The organism is Moritella sp. Urea-trap-13 (assembly GCF_002836355.1).
Lineage (GTDB): Bacteria > Pseudomonadota > Gammaproteobacteria > Enterobacterales > Moritellaceae > Moritella.
Genome location: NZ_PJCA01000033.1, coordinates 56,281 through 77,791, shown reverse-complemented (window position 1 = coordinate 77,791; position 21,511 = coordinate 56,281). Strand labels below are relative to the sequence as shown.

The 21,511-nt window shown below is 41.4% G+C and carries 20 protein-coding genes; 10 read left to right on the top strand and 10 right to left on the bottom strand.

The window, feature by feature from the left end; genetic code table 11:
- The first annotated feature begins 7 nt into the window (after positions 1–7).
- The 7 genes from CXF93_RS15825 (at position 8) to CXF93_RS15795 (ending at position 6,355) form a co-directional block, all read left to right on the top strand.
- The gene (locus tag CXF93_RS15825) at positions 8–913 is read left to right on the top strand and encodes a DMT family transporter (protein WP_101063506.1); all 906 of its coding nucleotides are present in this window, start codon (positions 8–10) and stop codon (positions 911–913) included.
- A gap of 288 nt (positions 914–1,201) precedes the next feature.
- Positions 1,202–2,992: an aminopeptidase P family protein gene (locus CXF93_RS15820; protein WP_101063505.1), complete on the top strand. Its 1,791-nt coding sequence runs from the start codon at positions 1,202–1,204 to the stop codon at positions 2,990–2,992.
- 58 nt (positions 2,993–3,050) lie between these two features.
- Entirely contained in the window at positions 3,051–3,932 is an 882-nt protein-coding gene (locus CXF93_RS15815; RefSeq protein WP_101063504.1) for a Dyp-type peroxidase, read from the top strand.
- A 26-nt stretch (positions 3,933–3,958) separates the two neighbouring features.
- Positions 3,959–4,495: a dihydrofolate reductase family protein gene (locus CXF93_RS15810; protein WP_101063503.1), complete on the top strand. Its 537-nt coding sequence runs from the start codon at positions 3,959–3,961 to the stop codon at positions 4,493–4,495.
- A gap of 223 nt (positions 4,496–4,718) precedes the next feature.
- Positions 4,719–5,174, top strand: coding sequence for a hypothetical protein (locus tag CXF93_RS15805; RefSeq protein WP_101063502.1), 456 nt, complete (start codon positions 4,719–4,721; stop codon positions 5,172–5,174).
- A 14-nt stretch (positions 5,175–5,188) separates the two neighbouring features.
- Positions 5,189–5,683, top strand: coding sequence for a copper chaperone PCu(A)C (locus CXF93_RS15800; protein WP_101063501.1), 495 nt, complete (start codon positions 5,189–5,191; stop codon positions 5,681–5,683).
- Between the two features lie 21 nt (positions 5,684–5,704).
- Positions 5,705–6,355 carry an SCO family protein gene (locus CXF93_RS15795; RefSeq protein ID WP_101063500.1) on the top strand — a complete coding sequence of 217 codons (651 nt, stop codon included), beginning with the start codon at positions 5,705–5,707 and terminating at the stop codon, positions 6,353–6,355.
- A 15-nt stretch (positions 6,356–6,370) separates the two neighbouring features.
- On the opposite strand, the gene CXF93_RS15790 is transcribed toward CXF93_RS15795, so the two are convergent.
- Entirely contained in the window at positions 6,371–6,829 is a 459-nt protein-coding gene (locus CXF93_RS15790; protein WP_101063499.1) for an Lrp/AsnC family transcriptional regulator, read from the bottom strand.
- A 256-nt stretch (positions 6,830–7,085) separates the two neighbouring features.
- Here CXF93_RS15790 and CXF93_RS15785 point away from each other — a divergent pair, with 256 nt between their 5' ends.
- Positions 7,086–8,891, top strand: a complete 1,806-nt coding sequence (locus CXF93_RS15785; protein ID WP_101063498.1) for an ATP-binding protein — start codon at positions 7,086–7,088, stop codon at positions 8,889–8,891.
- Positions 8,892–8,894: 3 nt separating this feature from the next.
- Complete coding sequence (locus CXF93_RS15780; protein WP_101063497.1) at positions 8,895–10,247, top strand: sigma-54 dependent transcriptional regulator; 1,353 nt, start codon at positions 8,895–8,897, stop codon at positions 10,245–10,247.
- 105 nt (positions 10,248–10,352) lie between these two features.
- On the opposite strand, the gene CXF93_RS15775 is transcribed toward CXF93_RS15780, so the two are convergent.
- From CXF93_RS15775 to CXF93_RS15765, 3 genes are read right to left on the bottom strand one after another with little or no spacing between them, the layout of a single operon-like run.
- Entirely contained in the window at positions 10,353–11,714 is a 1,362-nt protein-coding gene (locus CXF93_RS15775; protein ID WP_101063496.1) for a TRAP transporter large permease, read from the bottom strand.
- Between the two features lie 3 nt (positions 11,715–11,717).
- Entirely contained in the window at positions 11,718–12,341 is a 624-nt protein-coding gene (locus CXF93_RS15770; RefSeq protein WP_101063495.1) for a TRAP transporter small permease, read from the bottom strand.
- A 54-nt stretch (positions 12,342–12,395) separates the two neighbouring features.
- Complete coding sequence (locus tag CXF93_RS15765; protein WP_101063494.1) at positions 12,396–13,403, bottom strand: DctP family TRAP transporter solute-binding subunit; 1,008 nt, start codon at positions 13,401–13,403, stop codon at positions 12,396–12,398.
- 457 nt (positions 13,404–13,860) lie between these two features.
- Between CXF93_RS15765 and CXF93_RS15760 the strand changes: the two genes are divergently transcribed.
- Positions 13,861–14,781 carry a DMT family transporter gene (locus tag CXF93_RS15760; RefSeq protein ID WP_101063493.1) on the top strand — a complete coding sequence of 307 codons (921 nt, stop codon included), beginning with the start codon at positions 13,861–13,863 and terminating at the stop codon, positions 14,779–14,781.
- Positions 14,782–14,873: 92 nt separating this feature from the next.
- Here CXF93_RS15760 and thiH read toward each other — a convergent pair whose 3' ends face one another.
- The 6 genes from thiH to thiC form a co-directional block, all read right to left on the bottom strand.
- Positions 14,874–15,995 (bottom strand): 2-iminoacetate synthase ThiH, encoded by a 1,122-nt coding sequence (gene thiH, locus CXF93_RS15755; RefSeq protein WP_101063492.1) that lies wholly within the window; start codon positions 15,993–15,995, stop codon positions 14,874–14,876.
- 23 nt (positions 15,996–16,018) lie between these two features.
- Positions 16,019–16,828, bottom strand: a complete 810-nt coding sequence (locus CXF93_RS15750) for a thiazole synthase (RefSeq protein WP_101063491.1) — start codon at positions 16,826–16,828, stop codon at positions 16,019–16,021.
- Entirely contained in the window at positions 16,829–17,026 is a 198-nt protein-coding gene (gene thiS, locus CXF93_RS15745; protein WP_101063490.1) for a sulfur carrier protein ThiS, read from the bottom strand. It lies immediately after the preceding gene.
- Between the two features lie 75 nt (positions 17,027–17,101).
- Entirely contained in the window at positions 17,102–17,875 is a 774-nt protein-coding gene (locus tag CXF93_RS15740) for a HesA/MoeB/ThiF family protein (RefSeq protein WP_101063489.1), read from the bottom strand.
- A 15-nt stretch (positions 17,876–17,890) separates the two neighbouring features.
- Positions 17,891–19,378: a thiamine phosphate synthase gene (gene thiE / locus CXF93_RS15735; protein WP_101063488.1), complete on the bottom strand. Its 1,488-nt coding sequence runs from the start codon at positions 19,376–19,378 to the stop codon at positions 17,891–17,893.
- A gap of 7 nt (positions 19,379–19,385) precedes the next feature.
- On the bottom strand, positions 19,386–21,440 hold the full coding sequence (thiC, locus tag CXF93_RS15730; RefSeq protein ID WP_198551687.1) for a phosphomethylpyrimidine synthase ThiC: 2,055 nt from the start codon (positions 21,438–21,440) through the stop codon (positions 19,386–19,388).
- Positions 21,441–21,511 lie beyond the last annotated feature (71 nt).

The window sequence follows — 21,511 nt, the reverse complement described above, 5'->3', positions numbered from 1 at the left end:
GGTACTCATGAAAAATCAAAAGAAAGCCATGCTGTTCGGTTTGATAACCGTATTACTCTGGTCCACGGTAGCCTCTGCATTCAAAATTACGCTGAGTCATTTTGAACCGATTCAAATGGTATTGATTGCCTCACTGACCAGTATTGTGTTACTTACCGGGATCGCCTTTCAACAGAAAAAAATGCACCTGCTTAAACAATATTTTGTGAAACAGCCATTATTCTATTTAACACTTGGGGTCATTAACCCGTTTCTGTATTACTTAGTGTTATTTAAAGCTTATGACTTACTGCCTGCCTCACAAGCACAGGCGCTAAACTACACTTGGGCCATCACCTTAACACTATTATCAGTGCCATTTTTAGGCCAAAAGATCCGGAAAAAAGACTGGGTAGCCATTTTATTCAGCTATACCGGTGCACTAATCATTGCCACTAAAGGCGATTTATTAGGGCTTAACTTTGAGAGTCCACTGGGGGTTACATTTGCGCTATTAAGTACCATTATTTGGGCGAGTTATTGGATCATTAATGCCAAGAATAATAATGACCCTATTGTTAGCTTATTACTGGGATTTTTATTAAGCTTGCCCTTTACCCTCATAGCTACCGCGTTACTTGCTGATTTCAACTTCAACTCTTTAGAAGGTATATTAGGGGCTGTTTATATCGGTTTATTTGAGATGGGTATTTCATTTGTATTATGGTTAATGGCGATTAAGTTAGCCACGAATACCGCACAGGTCAGTAATTTAATCTTCATCTCGCCGTTTATCTCACTGTTCTTACTCAGCGCAATCGTTGGTGAAGAGATCCATCCTTCAACTTTTGTCGGTTTAGTGACAATTATCGTTGGACTGGTTATCCAGCAAATCAACTGGCGTAATAAACGTCGTGTCGCGACAGCCAAATAATAACAATATTCTTAACCTGCTACTCTTCACCTTCTACTCTTTACTTTCGAAATGGGTGGCTGCTCACCAAGCTAAACTAAAATCAGCCACCAGCAAAGTCAAATAAAGCCGTAAATAATGATTTAATCACGATATAATTACTTAAAATATCACAATCCCCATTACCTCCTCTTGCATATCTAAAGCCTAACAGGTTAATGTTTCAGTACTCTCTCTTTCTATAACCAGAACATGCTCCTATAAAACGCAGAATAGCGCGTCAGGTTACATGACAAATCGGACAGCAAGATGCCTCAAGCAATAGAACAGAAATTAGCAGCAATACGCGCGCACATGGCTGCAGCGAACTTAGACGCCTTCATCGTACCGCGTGCAGACGAATATCTTGGTGAATATGTGCCAGCACATAATGAACGTCTATTATGGTGCAGTAACTTCACTGGTTCTGCTGGTACTGTGATCATTTTAAAAGATCGCGCTGCTATATTTACCGATGGTCGTTATACCATCCAAGTAAAACAACAAGTCAGCGGCGATTGCTTTGAGTTTTATCACCTTAATGAAGAACCACACGTTGCTTGGTTAAGTGAACAATTACCTGCAAATGCCAATGTTGGTTATGACGCTAAAGTACATAACTTAAATTGGCATAATGCCAGTGAAAAAACCTTAGCAGTAAAACAGATTAATTTAGTTGCGGTTGATGAGAATCCGATTGATTTAAGCTGGGCAGATAGACCCACTCCGACTGAGAACCTAGGTTTATTGCTTGATGAAAAATACACTGGGCAATCAAGCCTAGAAAAACGCCAACAAATCGGTGCTGATATTGCCAAACAAGGTGCGGACGCCGTACTTATTAGCGCATTAGACTCAATTGCTTGGTTATTGAATATTCGCGGTAAAGACATCCACTGTTTCTGCGTTATTCTCGGCAGTGCCATATTACGTAAAGATGGTTCAATGTCGTTCTTTACTAACCCTGCAAAAATTCCTGCGGGTTTCCACGCGCATGTGGGTGCGGGCGTTGAAATTATCGAAGAAGCACAAGCAACAGCAACTTACCAAGCACTGGGTGAACAACAGCTAACTGTATTAGCCGACCCCGAAGCATCAAATGCTTTCAGTCAGTTAACGGCACAACGTGCGGGCGCAACATTAATAGCTGGAGATGATCCAGTGGCGTTACCAAGAGCTTGTAAAAATACAGTTGAATTGTCAGGCATGCGCGCATCACATATTCGTGACGGCGCTTCAGAAGTTCGATTCCTTAACTGGTTACAACAAGAAGTCGCTGCTGGTAATTTGCATGACGAAGGTTTCCTTTCAGACAAACTCACCACTTTCCGTGCATCGAACGAGCTTTATGTAGAATTAAGTTTTGATACTATTTCTGCAGCCGGTGGTAATGCCGCGATGTGTCATTACAATCATAATAATGGCGTGCCAGCACAACTGCCTATGGACAGTATTTACCTGTTCGATTCAGGGGCACAATACCTTGATGGTACAACGGATATTACCCGAACTGTTGCTATTGGCACACCGAGTGCAGAGCATAAAAAAATGTTCACCTTGGTATTAAAAGGCCATATTGCCCTGGCTAACATGAAATTCCCTGCGGGCACTAACGGTGGCCAACTGGATTCATTAGCACGCCAATTCTTATGGCAACAAGGTTATGACTACGACCACGGTACAGGCCATGGTGTTGGTTGTTTCCTTAATGTTCACGAAGGTCCCCATCGCATTGGTAAAAACTCCAATGCCGTGGCGTTATTACCCGGTATGGTGGTATCGAATGAACCCGGTTATTACAAACAAGACGAATACGGCATTCGTTGTGAGAATCTGATTTATGTTGTTGCTAAAGACAATGGCCATGATGGTAAAACGTTCTATGAATTTGAAACATTAACCTTGGTTCCTTTTGATTTGCATCTCATAGATCAACAACTACTATCACAAGATGAAGTAAACTGGATCAATGCTTATCACGCCCAAGTACGTGACGCCTTATCACCATTGTTAAGCGGTTCTGATTTACAGTGGTTATCTCAAGCTACACACGCTATTTAATTATTTTTCATGAACCAATCTAAGTGATTAGATTGGTTCTGTATTTAAAGGAGTTGGCATGAACCAACCACAAATTGCTATTTTTAACGAACAAAGCCAAAGCTACCATCATTTAGAGTACAAATTTAAAGACGATGTTTACCTAGCCAATATTCAACAAGCACTGCAGAGCGCATTACAAAAGCAAACCGATGATATTCACATTGTTGTGGCTTTTGGTCGCAGTTCCACCAATACGCTATTACCAGATTTACAACTAACTGGCTTTAAAGACTTTACCGAACTCGCTAGTCCACATGGCAAGAAAGCACTCGCAACGCAAGGCGATGTGATGTTTTGGATCCACAGTGATAATGCTAGTCATACCTTAGAGCAAGCATTTCATATCCAATCAGCCCTGACTAAAATTGCCGATACGCAGTTAGATATTTCTGGTTTCCAATACCATAAAAACCGTGACTTAATTGGTTTTGTTGATGGTACTGCAAACCCTAAAGAAGATGCCCGCCAATTAGCCTCGCTTATCCCTGCTGGACAATCAGGCGCAGGCGGTAGTTTTGTGTTATCACAAAAATGGGTACATGACTTAAGCAGCTTTAACGCCATGCCAGTACCAGAGCAAGAAGCAGTTGTCGGCCGCACTAAAGAAGACGATATTGAGTTATCAGGCGATGCGATGCCAGCTAATTCACACGTGAGTCGTACCGATGTATCAGGCATGAAAATATACCGTCGCAGTTCGCCATATGGTAACGCATCCGAACACGGACTATACTTTTTAGCATTCGCATGTGATCAATTACGCTTTACCACTCAATTACAACGTATGTACGGAATTCCAGACGGCGTCACCGATAGATTGATTGATTATTCAGATGCGGTAACAGGATCATACTGGTTTGCCCCTTCTCAAACAGAACTAGATACATTGATGAATTAATTTGCATTCAACTGGGAGCGATGATTATGTCGAACGTTATTTTATATATAGCGACAAGTTTAGACGGTTATATAGCAAAAACAGACCATGACTTATCATGGCTCTCACATGTAGACGTTAAAGGTGAAGATTACGGTTATCAAAAATTTCTAGATGGTGTCAGCGCAGTTATTATGGGTAATACCTCATTTCAAGTAATTAAAGATTTTGGAAATTGGCCGTATGCGAGTAAGCAATGCTTTGTTGCTTCTCACTCACCCGATATTACCCCCAATGATAATGTCACCTTTATTACCGACCCAGCCGCAACCATCAAGCAATTAAAATCCAATGGCGAAGGTAATATTTGGTTACTCGGTGGCGCTAATTTAGCAGACTCATTATTACGATTAGACCTCATTGATGAATTAATTATATCGACTATTCCAATCTTGCTCGGTAATGGCATTCGCTTATTTAACGCACCGCAACCAGCACTTGACGTCTCGGTATTATCGTCGAAATGTTATCCATCAGGACTTGTGCAAACACACTATAGAATAATCAAAAACAATCCCAATTAGCCTCATTCACAGCGATGCCGACAATGTTGATATGAACGGCATCAGCTGACTTTGAAGCACCAGCCATTATCCAGCCTCCCGACGAAATGCGCGCTATCCATGATTTTATTACATTACCCGTTTATCTACCTCTAAAATTAAAGTAATATTATGTTATTCATCGTTTTATTATAGAACGAATATTATTTTCATAATTCAATGCCAAGTATAAGAGTCTTTATCCATGTCTAAATGGTTAACAGCTGGTGTGAGTATTATCTCTATCGCCGCAGTCGGTTATTTCAACTTTTTCTATCAAGCTCCGCAGGATCTCAACCGCATTCAATTACCACTGCAGCAAGACTGCCGTGTTAATCAGCAAGAATGCCTGGTTCAGTTAACCGCAGAACACACTATTTCGCTTTCGATCACGCCATTCAATGCCAAACCCATGACACCATTATCGGTTAATCTAAACGGGGCTAAAATTGATAATGCCAGCGTGACGATTAACGGGGTGAATATGGCCATGCCCGGCTTCCCTACGGCGCTCAACGCTGTCGATAAAAATACATATCAAGCCGAGACGGCGCTGGCGATATGCACAGTGGGTGAAATGTTATGGCAAGCAGACTTAACCATCATCGTTGCTGGCCAGCCTTATCTAGTGCCTTTTCAATTTATTACAACGACTCATTAATTCAGGATGAACCAATGCAAAAATCAATAATCACCACCCTTATCGCCACCGCTATTTTTTCTGCCACCCCGAGTTTTGCAGCAGAACAAACGAACATGATGATCATGGATGCTTGGGTACGTGCAGCGCCACCATCAGCAAAAGTACAAGCGGCTTTTTTCACGGTAATGAATCACAGCAATCAAACCATTGTACTCACTGATGTTGAAGCACAAGGTTTTGGTCGTAGTGAACTGCATTTATCAGCCAAAAAAGATGGCATGATGACAATGCAAAAACAACAGAAAGTCACCATCCCCGCGAATACTATTTTCCAATTCAAACCGGGCAGTTACCATGTAATGCTATTAGAACCAAACAAGATTGCTGCGCCGGGTGAACTCGTCAACGTATCATTTACGCTATTAAATGGTGAAAAAATCAGTGCGCAAATGCCAGTGAAGCGTGATAACAGCAAAAATAAAATGGACCATAGCGAAATGGACCACTCAGATATCGAACATAACTAGTTTCGATAAAAGGATCTAAAAATGAAAAAATCTAAGGCTATAATCGCTGCAGGTATTATCGGCCTTAGTGCACTCGGTGCTATTGTTGCCAATAATATGCAGTCACCAAGTTTACCAACATTAACCACCGCCTACGTGCAGCCTAAGCAAATAACATTACCTGATTTTGTACTTGGCGATAATAACCAATACACCAAGGCATTATTTAAAGATAAATGGTCATTGGTGTTCTTTGGTTATGCCAGCTGTCCCGATATTTGCCCGACGGAATTATATAATCTTAATAATGTCGCCAAGATCATGACAGATGCAGGCAAAGCCATGCCACAAGTGCTATTTATCTCAGTTGACCCACAACGAGACAGTCATGAGATGCTGACAACTTATACGCATTTTTATAATGATGACTTTATAGGTATGACAGGTGCGAGCGCAGAAATAGATAAATTAGTCGCGAGCTTTGGGGTTATTTATCAAAAAACGTTTTTAGCCAATAATGGTAAGTATGTCTCTGTGCCTTACACTGCGCCGATACCTGAAGATCAGCGCAACAGTTATCTAATTAATCACTCTTCTCGACTGTATTTAGTTAATCCACAGGGGCAATATGTAGCGGCATTTGCACCGCCCCATAGCGCTAAAAAAATAGCGGAAGATCTACTGAAACTCTAAAATAGATTTTCGGCATTAAGATATTGGTAATTGCGTGGTATTCTTTAACCCTTCCATCGCAAAAGAAGAGGTGACATCAGTAAGGCCATCGACGCAATTAACCAAGCGCTTATAAAATACATCAAAGGCCGCCATGTCTTTTACTATTACCTTCATCATATAATCGTATTCGCCCGCCATACGGTAAAACTCAATCACTTCGGCAAAGTCATTCACACTTACAACAAACTTCTTAAACCAACTATCACTGTGATTTTGGGTTTTGATATTAACGAAGGCAGTTAGGGCTAAGCCTAATTTTTGCTCATTCAATAACGCCACTCGACGTAAAATATACCCGTTATCTTCTAACCGCTTTAATCGTTTCCAGCAAGGCGATACCGTCAAACTGACTTTGTCGGCAAGATCTGCAATAGACAAAGATGCATCGCGCTGCAACAGATCTAAAATCAATGTATCCTTTGAATCTAACATAACGAAGTAAATCCTTTCTTTAAAAATCCAATCACCAACATTCTACTCTCAACCACCGTAATCTCAACCATCGTACTTGGGAAATAGTTTAGAGCAAAGTTTAAGATATAAGCGAGTAAATATTTAAATAACGAGTTAAATAAATAGCCTAATAAGTAATAAAATAACACTGTGAACCGTACCTACTTCGCACTCTCAACGCCATTGATTGGCAAATTGACCATGTTAAGTTATTGTATACCAAGGGGTGATAATAATGTTAACTACACGTAAGTTTTTAATCGGTTTTTATCTAGTCAGTTTGATCATTTTATCAAGCTGGGTTTGGCGATCCGGTTACGCAAAATTAGTCAGTCAAAGCAATCAACAATTAGATATTTTCGCCGCTCACTTACAAAGCCAACTACAACGCTTTAACGCGATACCTAAATTATTGTTTGATCAAAAATTGGTCGTCGCTAGCTTGCAAGATACCAACAATGCACCGCTTATAGAAAAAACCAACCGTTATTTAAAACATGTTAACAATACCATTGGCGCGTCGGACACTTACCTTCTCGATCTTGACGGAACCACTATCGTTGCCAATAACTGGCTTGGCGAGCAAACCTTCATTGGCAAAAACTTTGCTTTCCGGCCTTATTTTCAGCAGGCAGTCACCGGACAACAAGGCCGTTATTTTGCCTTAGGCACCACATCAGGACAACGAGGTTATTATTTTTCCTCTCCAGTTATCCACGCCGATAAAATTATTGGTGTGGTGGTAGTCAAAATGGATTTATCCAAAATTGAAAAAGAATGGACAGGGAAACAGTCTCACTTCATGGTGACCGATGATGACAATATTATTTTTATCTCCAATACCCAGTCATGGCTACTGCATAGTTTAATACCGCTAAGTGCGGATAAATTACAGCAAATAATCCGTAGCCGCCGTTATGGTGAAAAAACAATAGCGGCACTCAATTTTTCAGGGCAATTACAAGAGAGCCCGACATTACTACAGCTGACAACCTCTAAACCATTAGCCACTAATTATTTATCAATAAGTAAATCGATGCCCACGGCTGGCTGGACAGTCCGCGTATTCGCCCCTTTGACCGCTATTTTCGTCGATATGGCCATTGGCGTGGTATTACTATCACTAGTTTTTTGGTTGCTCAATTTACGCTTAAAATTATCGATGCATAAACGTCAGCGCACCAAAGACAAGGAGCTGTTACGGATTAAAACCAAATACAAACTTAAACAAGAAGTGAAACTTCGTACTGCCGATCTCAATAATGAAATAATTGAACGCCAAAAAATGGAACAAACTCTGCGTGACACGCAAAAAGAACTGATTCAAACAGCAAAATTAGCGGTACTGGGTCAGCTCTCTGCCAGTATCAGTCATGAGTTAAATAACCCACTCGCAGCAATCCGCAGTTATGCCGATAATGCCTTAGTGTTCTTACAACGCGAACAATATCAATCCACCGAAGATAACCTGCAACGTATTATTCATTTAACCGAACGCATGGCTAAAATAAGTTCTCAGTTAAAGTTTTTCGCCCGAAAATCCAGTGGTGAACTACACCCGGTGCCACTGCTTAATGTGATCAACATGGCGATAGAGTTAGTCAAACCGCAATTAAAAAACAACCAAGTTAATATCACCCTTGATGATGCCAATATTGAGGTGCTGGTTAATGTCGATCAAGTACAGCTAGAACAAGTCCTGGTGAACTTATTATCCAATGCTATGCAAGCGGTAGAAGAGAGTAGTGAAAAACATATTCATATCACCTTGTGCCGCAAGCAACAGCAAGTCATTGTCCAAGTTGATGATTCCGGCGCAGGGATAAAAAAAGAAAATTTATCACAACTTTTCGACCCATTTTTCACCACCAAGGAAACAGGCTTAGGCCTAGGCTTATCTATTTCGCACAAAATAATGCGAAATATGCAGGGTAATATTGAAGCAGAGAATCGCCCTAATACTGGAGCCAGATTTAGTCTTAGTTTGCCCATCGCAGCCATAATAGAGCCATCACAAGGCTATAATAAAATCATAGGATAGATAATGAGTCAGGTTTTTTTTATTGATGACGAAGAAGATTTACGGTTCGCCAATCAGCAAACGCTCGAGCTGGCCGGGATCAGTGTGACCTGCTTTGCCGATGCTGAATCAGCGCTCACCCAGTTAGCGATTGAAACGCCTTTAGTGGTAATCAGCGATATTCGCTTACCCGGTTTATCGGGTCATCAATTATTGCTAAAACTAACGCAACAAGATCCTAGTCTACCGGTTATTTTGATCACTGGTCACGGTGATATATCTCTCGCAGTACAAGCAATGCGCGATGGCGCTTATGATTTTATTGAAAAGCCATTTGCCTCAGTCCGGCTCACCGAGTCGGTCAAGCGTGCTATCGAAAAGCGACTATTAACCGAAGAAAACAAAACCTTAAAAAAAGCCTTACAAGCCAAAGAAATTCTCGGTCCTAGGATCATTGGCACGACCAAAGCCATTGTTGAATTGCGGGAAATGATCAGTCATATTGCCGATACCCCTGCTGATATTTTATTATTCGGTGAAACAGGTACAGGTAAAGAACTGGTTGCACGCTCTTTACATGAACAGAGTAGCCGTCGGACACATAATTTTGTCGCCATCAACTGCGGCGCGGTCCCCGAAAATTTAATTGAAAGTGAGTTATTTGGCCATGAAAAAGGCGCATTTTCTGGTGCATCCGATCGCCGTATAGGTAAATTTGAATATGCCCAAGGTGGCACTTTATTTCTTGATGAAATAGAATCGATGCCAATGCAAGCACAGATAAAACTATTGCGTATTTTGCAAGAACGGACACTCGAACGCATAGGTTCAAATAAAGAGATACCACTGAATATTCGTATTATTGCCGCGACTAAAATAGACCTAGCCAAAGCAGGAAACGAAGGTTTATTTCGCCAAGACCTGTACTACCGCTTGAATATAGTCACGCTAAATATACCGCCACTACGCCAACGTTTCGACGATATTCAAAGCCTATTTCACCACTTCTTATTAGTGTCAGCGGCGCGATACAGTAAAGCCGCCCCCGCGTTGCCACCGCAAGATGTACAAACGCTACTTGCCCATGATTGGCCTGGTAATGTACGTGAGTTAAGAAATGCCGCAGAGCGCTATATTTTACTGGGTAAACTCACAGGTCTTAGTTCAGCCAACGAAGCACAAACAACACTGACGCAAAATTTATCCGAGCAAGTCGAAGCCTTCGAAAAAATTCTCATTGAGCAAGCACTAACAAGCTGTAACGGCAGTATTAAAGACACCATGCATCAGCTTAATTTAGCTCGTAAAACCTTATATGATAAAATGCAGAAGCATCAAATAGATAAACAAGCCTTTAAAGAACAGCCTCTGAAATAACTGTTATTTAAATACACGCAGTAACTAAAATGGTCAGCATATGCTGACCATTTTTATTTCATAGTATTAATTTTTTGTCATATCACTTTATAACGTAAGTACTCGCTAATGAATTATCAGTTCAGGTCCCATCATCAAGGTAGGTAACCAGGTCGATACCCAAGGTACATACGTCACTATCATCAAGAACACCAACATCAACGCAACCCATGGCATAACCGCTTTCACCACTTGTAACATCGACATGTGGGCAACCCCTGAGGTGACAAATAGATTCAAGCCGACCGGTGGGGTGATCATACCAATCTCCATATTCACCACCATAATGATACCAAGGTGGATAGGGTCAATACCCAGCTCTAAGGCAATCGGAAATACCAAAGGTGCGACAATAATCAATAAACCCGATGGTTCCATAAACTGACCACCAATCAACAGCAGTACATTTACCACAATCAAAAATGCAATCGGTCCAAGACCAGCACTTAACATCGCTTCTGTGATCATCTGTGGAATACGTTCTTCAGTTAACACGTGTTTTAAAATTAAAGCATTGGCAACAATGAACAGCAACATGATGGTCATTTTACCGGCATCAAATAAGCTTTTCTTGGTATCCGGATGACATAATACGTGGAGTGATTTAGAGATCGCAGATTTGGTACTTTTTTTATCTGCGAAAGGCCCCATGTCTTTATAGACAAAATTAGCAATAACAAACGCATATACTGCAGCTACCGCCGCCGCTTCTGTCGGTGTAAAGATACCGCCATAAATACCACCAAGAATAATGACAATTAGCATTAGTCCCCATGATGCATCTCGCGCAGAACGGAATACTTCACTCCAACCCACAAACGGTTGTGCAGGCAGTTTCTTCACTTTAGCGGTAATAAAAATAGCCACGATAAGCATCAGTCCGGCTAATGTGCCAGGCACAACACCCGCCAAGAACATGCGTCCAACAGATACATCAGTTGCTGCCGCATACACTACCATCACGATCGAAGGCGGAATTAAGATGCCTAAGGTACCGGCATTACAAATAACCCCGGCAGCAAACTCTTTGCTGTAACCATTCTTAACCATACCAGCAATAACTAAACTACCGATAGCGACAACCGTTGCAGGTGATGAACCTGACAGTGCAGCAAACATCATACATGCAACCACAGATGCAATAGCTAAACCGCCAGGGAACCAACCCACGATAGCAATTGCAAAACGTATGATGCGCTGAGCAACACCGCCAGTGGACATAAAGGTCGATGCCAAAATGAAAAATGGGATAGCCAATAAAGTGTAATGCCCAGCAAAGGCATTAAATAAAGTTTGCGCTACTGATGCTAAACTCGCATCTGAAGTGACCAGTAAAAACAGAATACTAGATAAACCAAGTGACACCGCAATTGGCACGCCGAACATCATGAACCCGATGATCATCAATAACAATATACCTAAAACCATAACTTAATCCTTGTTATCTTCTTGATCTAATACCGCCAACGCTTCTTCAGCTTCGTGACTTGCGATCACACGGTCTATTTTGTTAGTAAGTACTTGCCATAACAGCTGTGAAAATCTAAATGTCAGTAATGCAGTGCCTAACGGTAAAGAAAAATAAGGAATGAAACGCGGTAATTTTTCATAACGCTCTCCCTCATTAAGCCAATCAGCAAGAAACTGCAAAAACTCTGGCATTGGAATATCATCCGTTTCATACCAAGCTTGCTCGGTAATAAACGGATACCAATAATTCCACGACCCGATCAACAACAACACCGAAAAAAGTAAACACGCACTAACGGCGATAACAGCATAAATCTTACGTAGTTTGACTGATGCTATGTTAATTAGAATATCCACACCGATATGCGAGTGTTTTTTTACTCCATACGAGGCGCCGACTAATACTAACCAAGCAAATAAAAATACTGTTAACTCTAATGCCCATAAAATATTGCCATTAAACAAATATCGAAATACCACATTGGCAAAGGTGAGTAAGGTCATTACCCCCAATGACAAGGCTATATTTAATTCTTCGACATTATCGGATATACGCCCTAAGCGCGCCCATAATCCATTATCCATACTGGTTCCCTTCAATTCGCTTAACGCGGCATAAGTTACTTATGCCGCTTGGTATTATGATTTATTTGACGCTAAGGCTTTTTGGATCAAGTCAGTGCCAATATCTTTTTCGAACTGAGACCAAACAGGTTGTAGCTTCGTTACCCAAGCTTGACGCTGCTCAGGCGTTAACGTACGTACTACGCCACCAGCGGCAATAATGTTATTTCTGTTTTCATTATTGATACGTGATGATTCAGCATTACGTGTCGCTGTAACCTCTACAATAATTTGATGCAGTTGCACTTTCACATCATTCGGTAATTTAGCCCACCAGCGGTTTGACGTCACCAATAGATAATCAAGAATACCGTGATTGGTTTCTGTTACGCCGTCTTGTACTTCGAAGAATTTTTTACCGTAAGTATTCGACCAAGTATTTTCCTGACCATCGATAACTTTGGTTTGTAGACCGCCGTATACTTCTTTAAACGACATTTTTTGTGGGTTGGCGCCTAGCTGCTCAAACTGTGCAACCAGTACATCAGATGCTTGTACACGGAATTTTAAACCTTGCGCATCTTCAGGATAAATAAGCGGACGGTTAGCAGACATTTGCTTCATACCGTTATGCCAAAATGCCAATCCTTGTAAACCACGACGACGCATTGAATTTTTCAGCTTGTCACCGGATTCAGAATTTTGGAAACGATCAACAGCGGCAACGTCATCAAACAGGAACGGCAGATCAAAAATACGGAATTTCTTGGTGATTTTTTCGAATTTAGAGAGAGAGGGAGCGGCTAATTGCACATCACCATTTAACAAGGCTTCAAGTACTTTATTATCATCATAAAGTGTTGAGTTAGGGAAAACTTGCATACAAGCTTTACCATTCATCTCTTTATTTACTCGCTCTTCAAGTAATGAAGCAGCAATACCTTTCGGGTGTTTACTGGTATTGGTCACATGACTAAATTTAATCACGATCTCGCCGGGGTCACAGGCACCAGATGAGGCTTGAGCACTAAACGTAGTCATGCTCGCAAGTACTATCGATATTGCAGTTGCGTATTTAAACATAAGAATCTCCATATAATTATAACGTTGTTAATCAAGATTATTTAATTAACAGTGTGATAACCATATAGCAACCATTGGGCCACAATTGAACATTCAAACAAAAGGCATTAATAACAATCTCTTAATCAAGCAGTGCATTAAAAGCACAGGCATAAATGGGTGGCTTACCACCCATTTAAAAAACGTATTGGGCTGAATACCGCCATTATGTCAGGTACGTTTGAAGCTAGAGTAAATAAAACGAGCCTGAGAGCGTTTCATTTCACAAAAGGCTAAATAACAAAATAAAAACAAAGAAATAAATAGGTATTAAACCAATAATTTCTACAGAATAAGGCATTTAGAGTATTTATTGTTTCACATCGCTATTTTTAACCAACAATAGGAAACCATATACCTCAGCAAAAGGCATAGAATTATCGTATTGAATATCCCAGTACTTATATAGAGATGCCTTATGAATAAAAAACTCCTCGCCACATTATTATTTACCTCTGTATGTTTGATCTGGGGTACAACCTGGATGGCGATGGAAATTGCCGTTCATTCAATTCCACCGATTACAGCAACGGGGTTACGTTTTGCACTGGCTGCACCGTTATTAATTCTAGCCGCGCGCTGGCTTAACATTCCACTGATGTTCCCGAAAGGCAAGAAACTCGAATTCACCTTAATCAGTGTATTTTATTTTGCCGCGCCTTTTACCCTTATGATTTTTGGTGAGCAATATATCTCATCAGGTTTGGCTTCTATTATTTTTGCCACTATGCCGGTTGTAGTTTTAGGTTTTGCAGTACTAGTGCATCGTCAAAAAGTACATATCCACCAAATAGCTGGTCTTGCCATTGCCCTGTTTAGTTTGATTACCATTATCAGTAATGAAATGGGCGTGAGCGCAAACGGTAGCCTTATCGGTGTTGGCGCATTGGTATTAGCCGTATTCATGCATGCAACTATCTATACCAGTGTACAAACTCGCTGTCAGGGTATTCATGTATTAACCTATAACGCACTACCGTGTCTTGTTGCTGCCGTACTGTTACTGGTTGTCGGCGCATTTGTAGAACAACCTGACTTTAGCACTTTCACATTAACGTCTTGGTTATCGGTTATTTACCTTGGTGCGATAGCCGGTATTGGCGGCATCATGGCTTACTTCCAGCTGAATAAAGTGGCGAGCCCGTTTCAAGCATCAATCTGTTTCTTGGTATTCCCAGTGATAGCACTTGGTCTAGACAGTGCGATCAACGGTAGAACGATTAGCCACGAATCATTAATCATGATGCTCATACTCACGGCCGGTGTTTTATTGTGTAAATTACCGATTGAATTAATCAGTAAACGTTTCGCCAGAACAGCGATCAGCGTAGAAAAATAATAATAATTCAATCATAAGTGCTATTAGATCACTATCGTAGAGCTCTTATAAAATAGGCTGCGTCCACATCAATGAACGCAGCCTATCGCACTTTATTTCAGTGTTGTTAGCGATCTATCCCAGTCTTTCCAAACGACTTCTAAGCCCATCGTTTTAACTAAATCAGCCATTTCACCTGGTGAACGGTCATCATCAATTTCAAACTGCTCTAACGCTTTGTCGGTGTCGTCAGAATAACCACCGGGTTGGGTTTTCGACCCAGCACTAATACTGGTGATACCTAATGGAATAACATTGTCACGAAAATGTGCTGATTCTCGCGTAGATAAAGATAACTCAACATCCGGATTAAATAATCGATAAGCACAAATAAGCTGTACCAGCTGGCGATCATTCATAATCGATTTAGGCTGAAACGCCCCTTCACACGGTCTTAAACGTGGAAAAGAAATTGAATACTTGGTTTGCCAATAACGTTTCTGCAAATAATCTAAATGCGCAGCAACATGAAAACAATCGGTGCGCCATTCATCTAAACCAATCAAGGCTCCAAGTCCCATTTTATGGATACCGGCTTTACCTAGTCGATCAGGGGTTTCAATCCGATATTTAAAGTCCGATTTTTTACCCTTGATATGATGCTCGGCATAAGTACGCGGATGATAAGTTTCTTGATAGACCAATACCGAATCAAGGCCGAGCTCTTTTAACTCTTCATAATCAGCTTGATCTAACGGTTGCACTTCTAACGATAAATGCGAAAATTGCGATTTCAATTCCTTAAATACTTGGCGAAAATATGGCATCCCCACTTTACGCTCAGACTCACCAGCAACTAATAACAAATGCTCAAAGCCCATAGCCTTAATCGCTTTCGCTTCACTGTTTAACTGTTTCATGTCCAGCGTGGTTCGACGGATCTTGTTATGCATCGAAAAACCACAATAAGTGCAAATGTTAGAGCACATATTAGAGAGATACAGCGGTACATAGAATTGAACCGTATTACCAAAACGTTGACGGGTTAATTCGACACTACGCTGTGCCATCTGCTCTAAAAATGGTTCTGCTGCCGGTGAAATCAAGGCTTGAAAATCATTTAAATCAAGTCGCGATTTAGCTAACGCACGTTCAACATCAGCTGCTGTTTTAGCATAAATAGATAAGCGGATATCATCCCAATCTAATTGCTGTAATTGCTTATAAAAGCTCATATCTAACCCTTAAATTGGCTTGATTATAGATCTAAAAATGCAGTCAACGGACTCGATGCCACCGCCATTCTCGCCTGAGCGCCTAAGCCAGCTAAATACGCTTGACGACCTGCTTGTACCGCTAACGCAAACGCTTTGCTCATCGCAAGCGGATCTTTCGCCACTGCAATTGCAGTATTAACCAATACCGCATCCGCGCCCATTTCCATCGCTAGCGCCGCATGTGATGGCGCACCGATACCGGCATCGACAATAACTGGCACCCTAGATTGCTCAATAATAATTTCCAAAAATTCAGCAGTGCGTATACCTTTATTCGAACCAATTGGCGCACCTAATGGCATCACCGCAGCAGTACCTACTTCTTCTAAACGTTTACACAATACCGGGTCGGCATGAATGTAAGGCAACACATGGAATCCATCACGCGCTAGTTGCTCTGTCGCAATTAAGGTTTCAATCGGATCTGGCAGTAAATATTTAGGATCAGGGTGTATCTCTAATTTAATCCAATTAGTTTGCAATGCTTCACGAGCTAAATGCGCAGCATATACCGCTTCTTTGGCATTACGCGCACCTGATGTATTGGGTAATAAATTCATGCCAGCTGCAATCAAGGGTTTAAGAATGTCATCATCTTGATTGGCTAAATCAATACGTTTTAATGCCATAGTCACCAGCTCAGATTGAGAAGCTATCAAAGCCTCTGCCATTATTTTTTGATCACTAAATTTACCGGTACCAGTAAATAACCGTGATGAAAATATTTTATCGGCAATGACAAGTTCATCGTTTGGTAATATGAATGCTGATGTTAACGTTGTTAGTGACATTTAGCCTCCTGCAATAGCTTGAAATAAGGTTACTTGATCATTTTCTGACAATTGAAAATCATCCCAATTTTGACGTCTAATAATGGTTTGATTTACCGCTATCGCGATGCCTTTTTCTGGTTGTTCTAACACGGTAAGTAATGACGAAATGGATGTCACTGCTACCGTTTTAATTTCATCGTTAATCGTTAATTTCATCTTCTATTCCTATAGCCTATACCTCTGAAAATTGAGACATTTAGGTTATTGAGCGCTTATGCGTTAGCCGAGCATTTATTCATGAACCGAACACACGGAGCAATTTGGATCTTTGGTTACAGAGAAATGCTGCCATTGCAGGGTTTTACCATCAAAACGCATTAAGCGATTAAGTGAAGACACAGGCATGCCGGTTAAATACTTAATGGCTTCGAGTGCTTGTAATGAACCAATCACACCAACAAGCGGGCCGAGTACGCCTGAAGTACTACAATTATTCGTTTCTGCTGTTTGCTCAAAAGGATACAAGCAGTGGTAACAAGCCGAATCAGCCTGCTGAGCGTTAAACGAGATCAACTGTCCTTCCATACGAATGCCCGCGCCAACAATTAACGGCGTTTTCTGCATAACGCAGATCTTATTTATTGTTTGCCTTGTCGGCATGTTATCCGTGCAATCAATAACTAAATCGACTTGCTCAAACATCTCAAGCATTTCGTTATTAGCACTTTCAAGTGTTAACCGTTGTGCGTATGCCGTTACTTCAATATGTGGATTCAGTTGTGATAACGACACTTTTGCAGCACTCACCTTTGCTTGCTTGAGCTGCTGTTGCGTGAAAATAATTTGCCGTTGTAAATTACTCAACTCAACATGATCATCATCTGCTAGGTATAAATGACCAACACCAGCCGACGCTAAATACAAAGCAACGGGAGCGCCGAGGCCACCCACACCAACAATTAATACCTTGGCATCACGCAGTGCTAACTGCCCTTGTTCACCAACATCTTCCAGCAACAAGTGCGCGCTATAACGCAGGTATTCCTGATCACTTAATTTTTCCATAATCGTCCGCTCATATTAGTCCCCAATACTGACTAAACTAGGTTGTGGTTCGACAATGCTCAACAACTCTGCAATCGCTTTTTTATAGTCATCTGCAAGTGTGATTGCCGTCACAACCGCCACACTACCAACGCCAGTCGCAGCAACTTTAGACGCTCGCTCAATGCTAATCCCACCGATAGCCACTAACGGATAGTCTTGCATTAAATCGGCATAACGTTGTAAGCGAACTAATCCTTGCGGTTTCGATGGCATATCTTTAGTCACGGTCGGATAAATATGACCAAGAGCGATATAACTGGGTTTGATCTGATGGGCACGTAATATTTCATAATAACCATGCGTACTCAGACCTAATTTTAAACCAGCCTGTTTGATTGCCACAAAATCAGCAATCAGCATATCTTCTTGACCAAGGTGAACACCGTAAGCACCATGTTCAATGGCTAATTGCCAGTAGTCATTGATGAATAGGCGGGCTTGATACTTACGTCCTAAAGCCACTGCCGCTTTCACATCTTCAACGACTTCCGCAGGGGCTTTATCCTTGATACGTAATTGCAGGGTTTTGACTCCCTGTTGCAATACTTTCTCTAACCATTCCACCGTATCTACAACCGGATATAATCCCAGACGATTGGTATCACAAGGGGCAAAGTCATACGCTAATTGCATTTGCTGCGCTAAACCAAGCTTATCGCCTAAAGGGGTATTCGGTAGCACAACTTGTGGGAAATACTCGCGGTCGGTTGGCCAAGCGTCTACGGCTTGATTTAAATACGCTCTGGCGACAACAAGTGCATCATCAACCGGATAATCTTGACTAATAACAGTTGCTAGCGCTGCAGAAAAAACACCACAGTGTTCAACGTTACTTAATGAATCAAGTCTCGTGACAGGTGACGATAATAAGATCTCACGCTGAGTATCGATATACACATCTAACATGACAGACTGCTGCTCATCGTCATCGTATCCGTTATTGTTAACTACGCTATCGTTTGTAAAAATAGCTTTCGCACAAACACCTTTTACACCAGAGTTCAGCAGTGAATTGATCGCCTTTTTAGTCGTACTAAATAAATCAGCCGCATCAACCCCCGTTTTATCTTGCGTTAATATCAATACATCAACGAGTGGCAATAAGCCTGTTTGAATAGCCGTGGTTAATCCACTATCAGCATTAACCATGTCTGTTAACGTGATGGTTAATGGCTCATAGATAACGCTTAACGCTGGATATTGTTGCTTATAACCTTGTAAAAAACGGACTAAAATAGCAATGTGCGATACAGTCTCTATCACGCCGATTTTAATAGCGGATGGCGTAGCAGCGGTATTCAACACTGTCAACTCAGCAGGAAAATCGTCATCAGATAAACATTCTGTAGAAACATGATAACCACGCCCACCTAATGCATTAATCGTTTTAATATCGGTTTGATTCATCGCATTATCACGAGCAGTAAAGCTCGCGATAGTCCAAATAATGGCTTGAGTCATTAAATTATTATTCCACGTTTTCGGTTGTAGATTCTGGTACACGACCATTTACTGCATCGTGTGTAGGAGGTAAGTATAATTCTGCGCCGTGCTTTTTAAACTCTTCAGACATCTGCTTCATGCCCGCTTCAGCATCAATAAAAGCGACCTCATCGATGAGGACGACTTCATCAAGTAATTGAATTTTTATCTTTTCTTGATTAGCCATTTTTTCTTGCTGAAAAGTATAATCACGGACATCTTGTGAGATCTTCATTGAGCAGAACTTAGGACCACACATAGAACAAAAATGTGCAACTTTACCGGATTCTTGGGGGATATTTTCATCGTGATAAGCACGCGCAGTTTCAGGATCTAATGCCAGGTTAAATTGATCATTCCAACGGAATTCAAAACGTGCTTTCGACATGGCATTGTCACGGATTTGAGCACCAGGGAAACCCTTGGCTAAATCAGCCGCATGCGCCGAAATTTTATAAGTGATCATGCCTTGCTTAACGTCTTCTTTATTCGGCAAGCCTAAATGTTCTTTGGGGGTCACGTAACACAACATGGCACAACCGTACCAACCAATTTGTGCAGCACCAATACCCGAGGTGAAATGATCATAACCTGGAGCGATATCGGTCGTCAGTGGACCTAAGGTATAAAAAGGTGCTTCATGACAAATATCGAGCTGCTTTTCAACATTCTCTTTAATCATGTGCATTGGGATATGACCTGGACCTTCAATAATAACTTGTACGTCTTGTTCCCACGCAACTTTGGTTAATTCACCGAGCGTTTGTAATTCTGCAAATTGCGCTTCATCATTAGCATCCGCAGCAGAACCTGGACGCATACCATCACCTAACGACAGTGATACATCGTAGGCTTTACAGATTGCACAAATTTCTTCGAAATGATCGTAAGCGAAATTTTCTTTATGGTGAGTCAAACACCATTTCGCCATGATCGAACCACCTCGAGAAACGATCCCGGTAAGACGTTTTGCGGTCATCGGAACATAACGCAGTAATACGCCAGCATGGATCGTGAAGTAATCAACCCCTTGCTCTGCTTGTTCGATCAAGGTATCGCGGAATACTTCCCAAGTAAGATCCTCGGCGATCCCATTTACCTTCTCTAAAGCTTGATAGATCGGCACTGTACCGATCGGAACAGGTGAATTACGCAGGATCCACTCACGAGTTTCATGAATATTACGGCCTGTGGATAAGTCCATCACCGTGTCCGCACCCCAGCGTGTCGCCCACACTAGCTTCTCTACTTCTTCTTCAATCGACGATGTCACTGACGAATTACCAATATTGGCATTCACTTTCACTAAAAAGTTACGACCGATGATCATCGGCTCAGATTCAGGGTGATTGATGTTGGCAGGGATGATCGCACGACCACGGGCAACTTCTTCACGGACAAATTCAGGGGTAATAAGATCCGGAATACTGGCACCAAAATCATTACCGGCATGTTGCTTTAATAACAGTTCATTGCGGATCAATTCTCGCCCCATGTTTTCACGGATCGAGATGTATTCCATTTCCGGGGTGATGATGTCATTGCGGGCATAATGCATTTGGGTAACATTTTGACCGTCAATGGCCTTCAGTGGCTTTGGTAGATGTTCAAAACGAATATGGTCAATACCGTCATCAGCTAAACGCTGTTGAGCAAACTGCGAGGTCACGATCTCGAGTTCTTCAATATCGTTACGCTCTGCAATCCAGCCTTGTCTTAATTTAGGTAAACCTTGGTGCACGTTGATTTCAATCGCCGGATCGGTATAGGCACCTGAAGTATCGTAGATTGGGATTGATTCATTGTATTCATATACAGGGTCGTCTTTGCTGCCAGCGACTAACGTTTCATCAAGATTAATCTTGCGCATCGCCACTCGCAGATCATCACGACTGCCAGTAAGGTGGATTTTTTCTGAATTTGGAAAGGGTTCACAACTGAGGTTGTTAATAAATTCTTGGGCGTTTTCACGGTTTTCACGACGTGTTGGTTTTTTGGTATTGCTGGTTTGGTTAACATTGGTAGTAGACATAGCATTCATTCCTTTTAATAAGATGATTGCTTGTCGTTGAGTATGTGGAGAGTAGTGATACAGATATATTGATTGTTTAT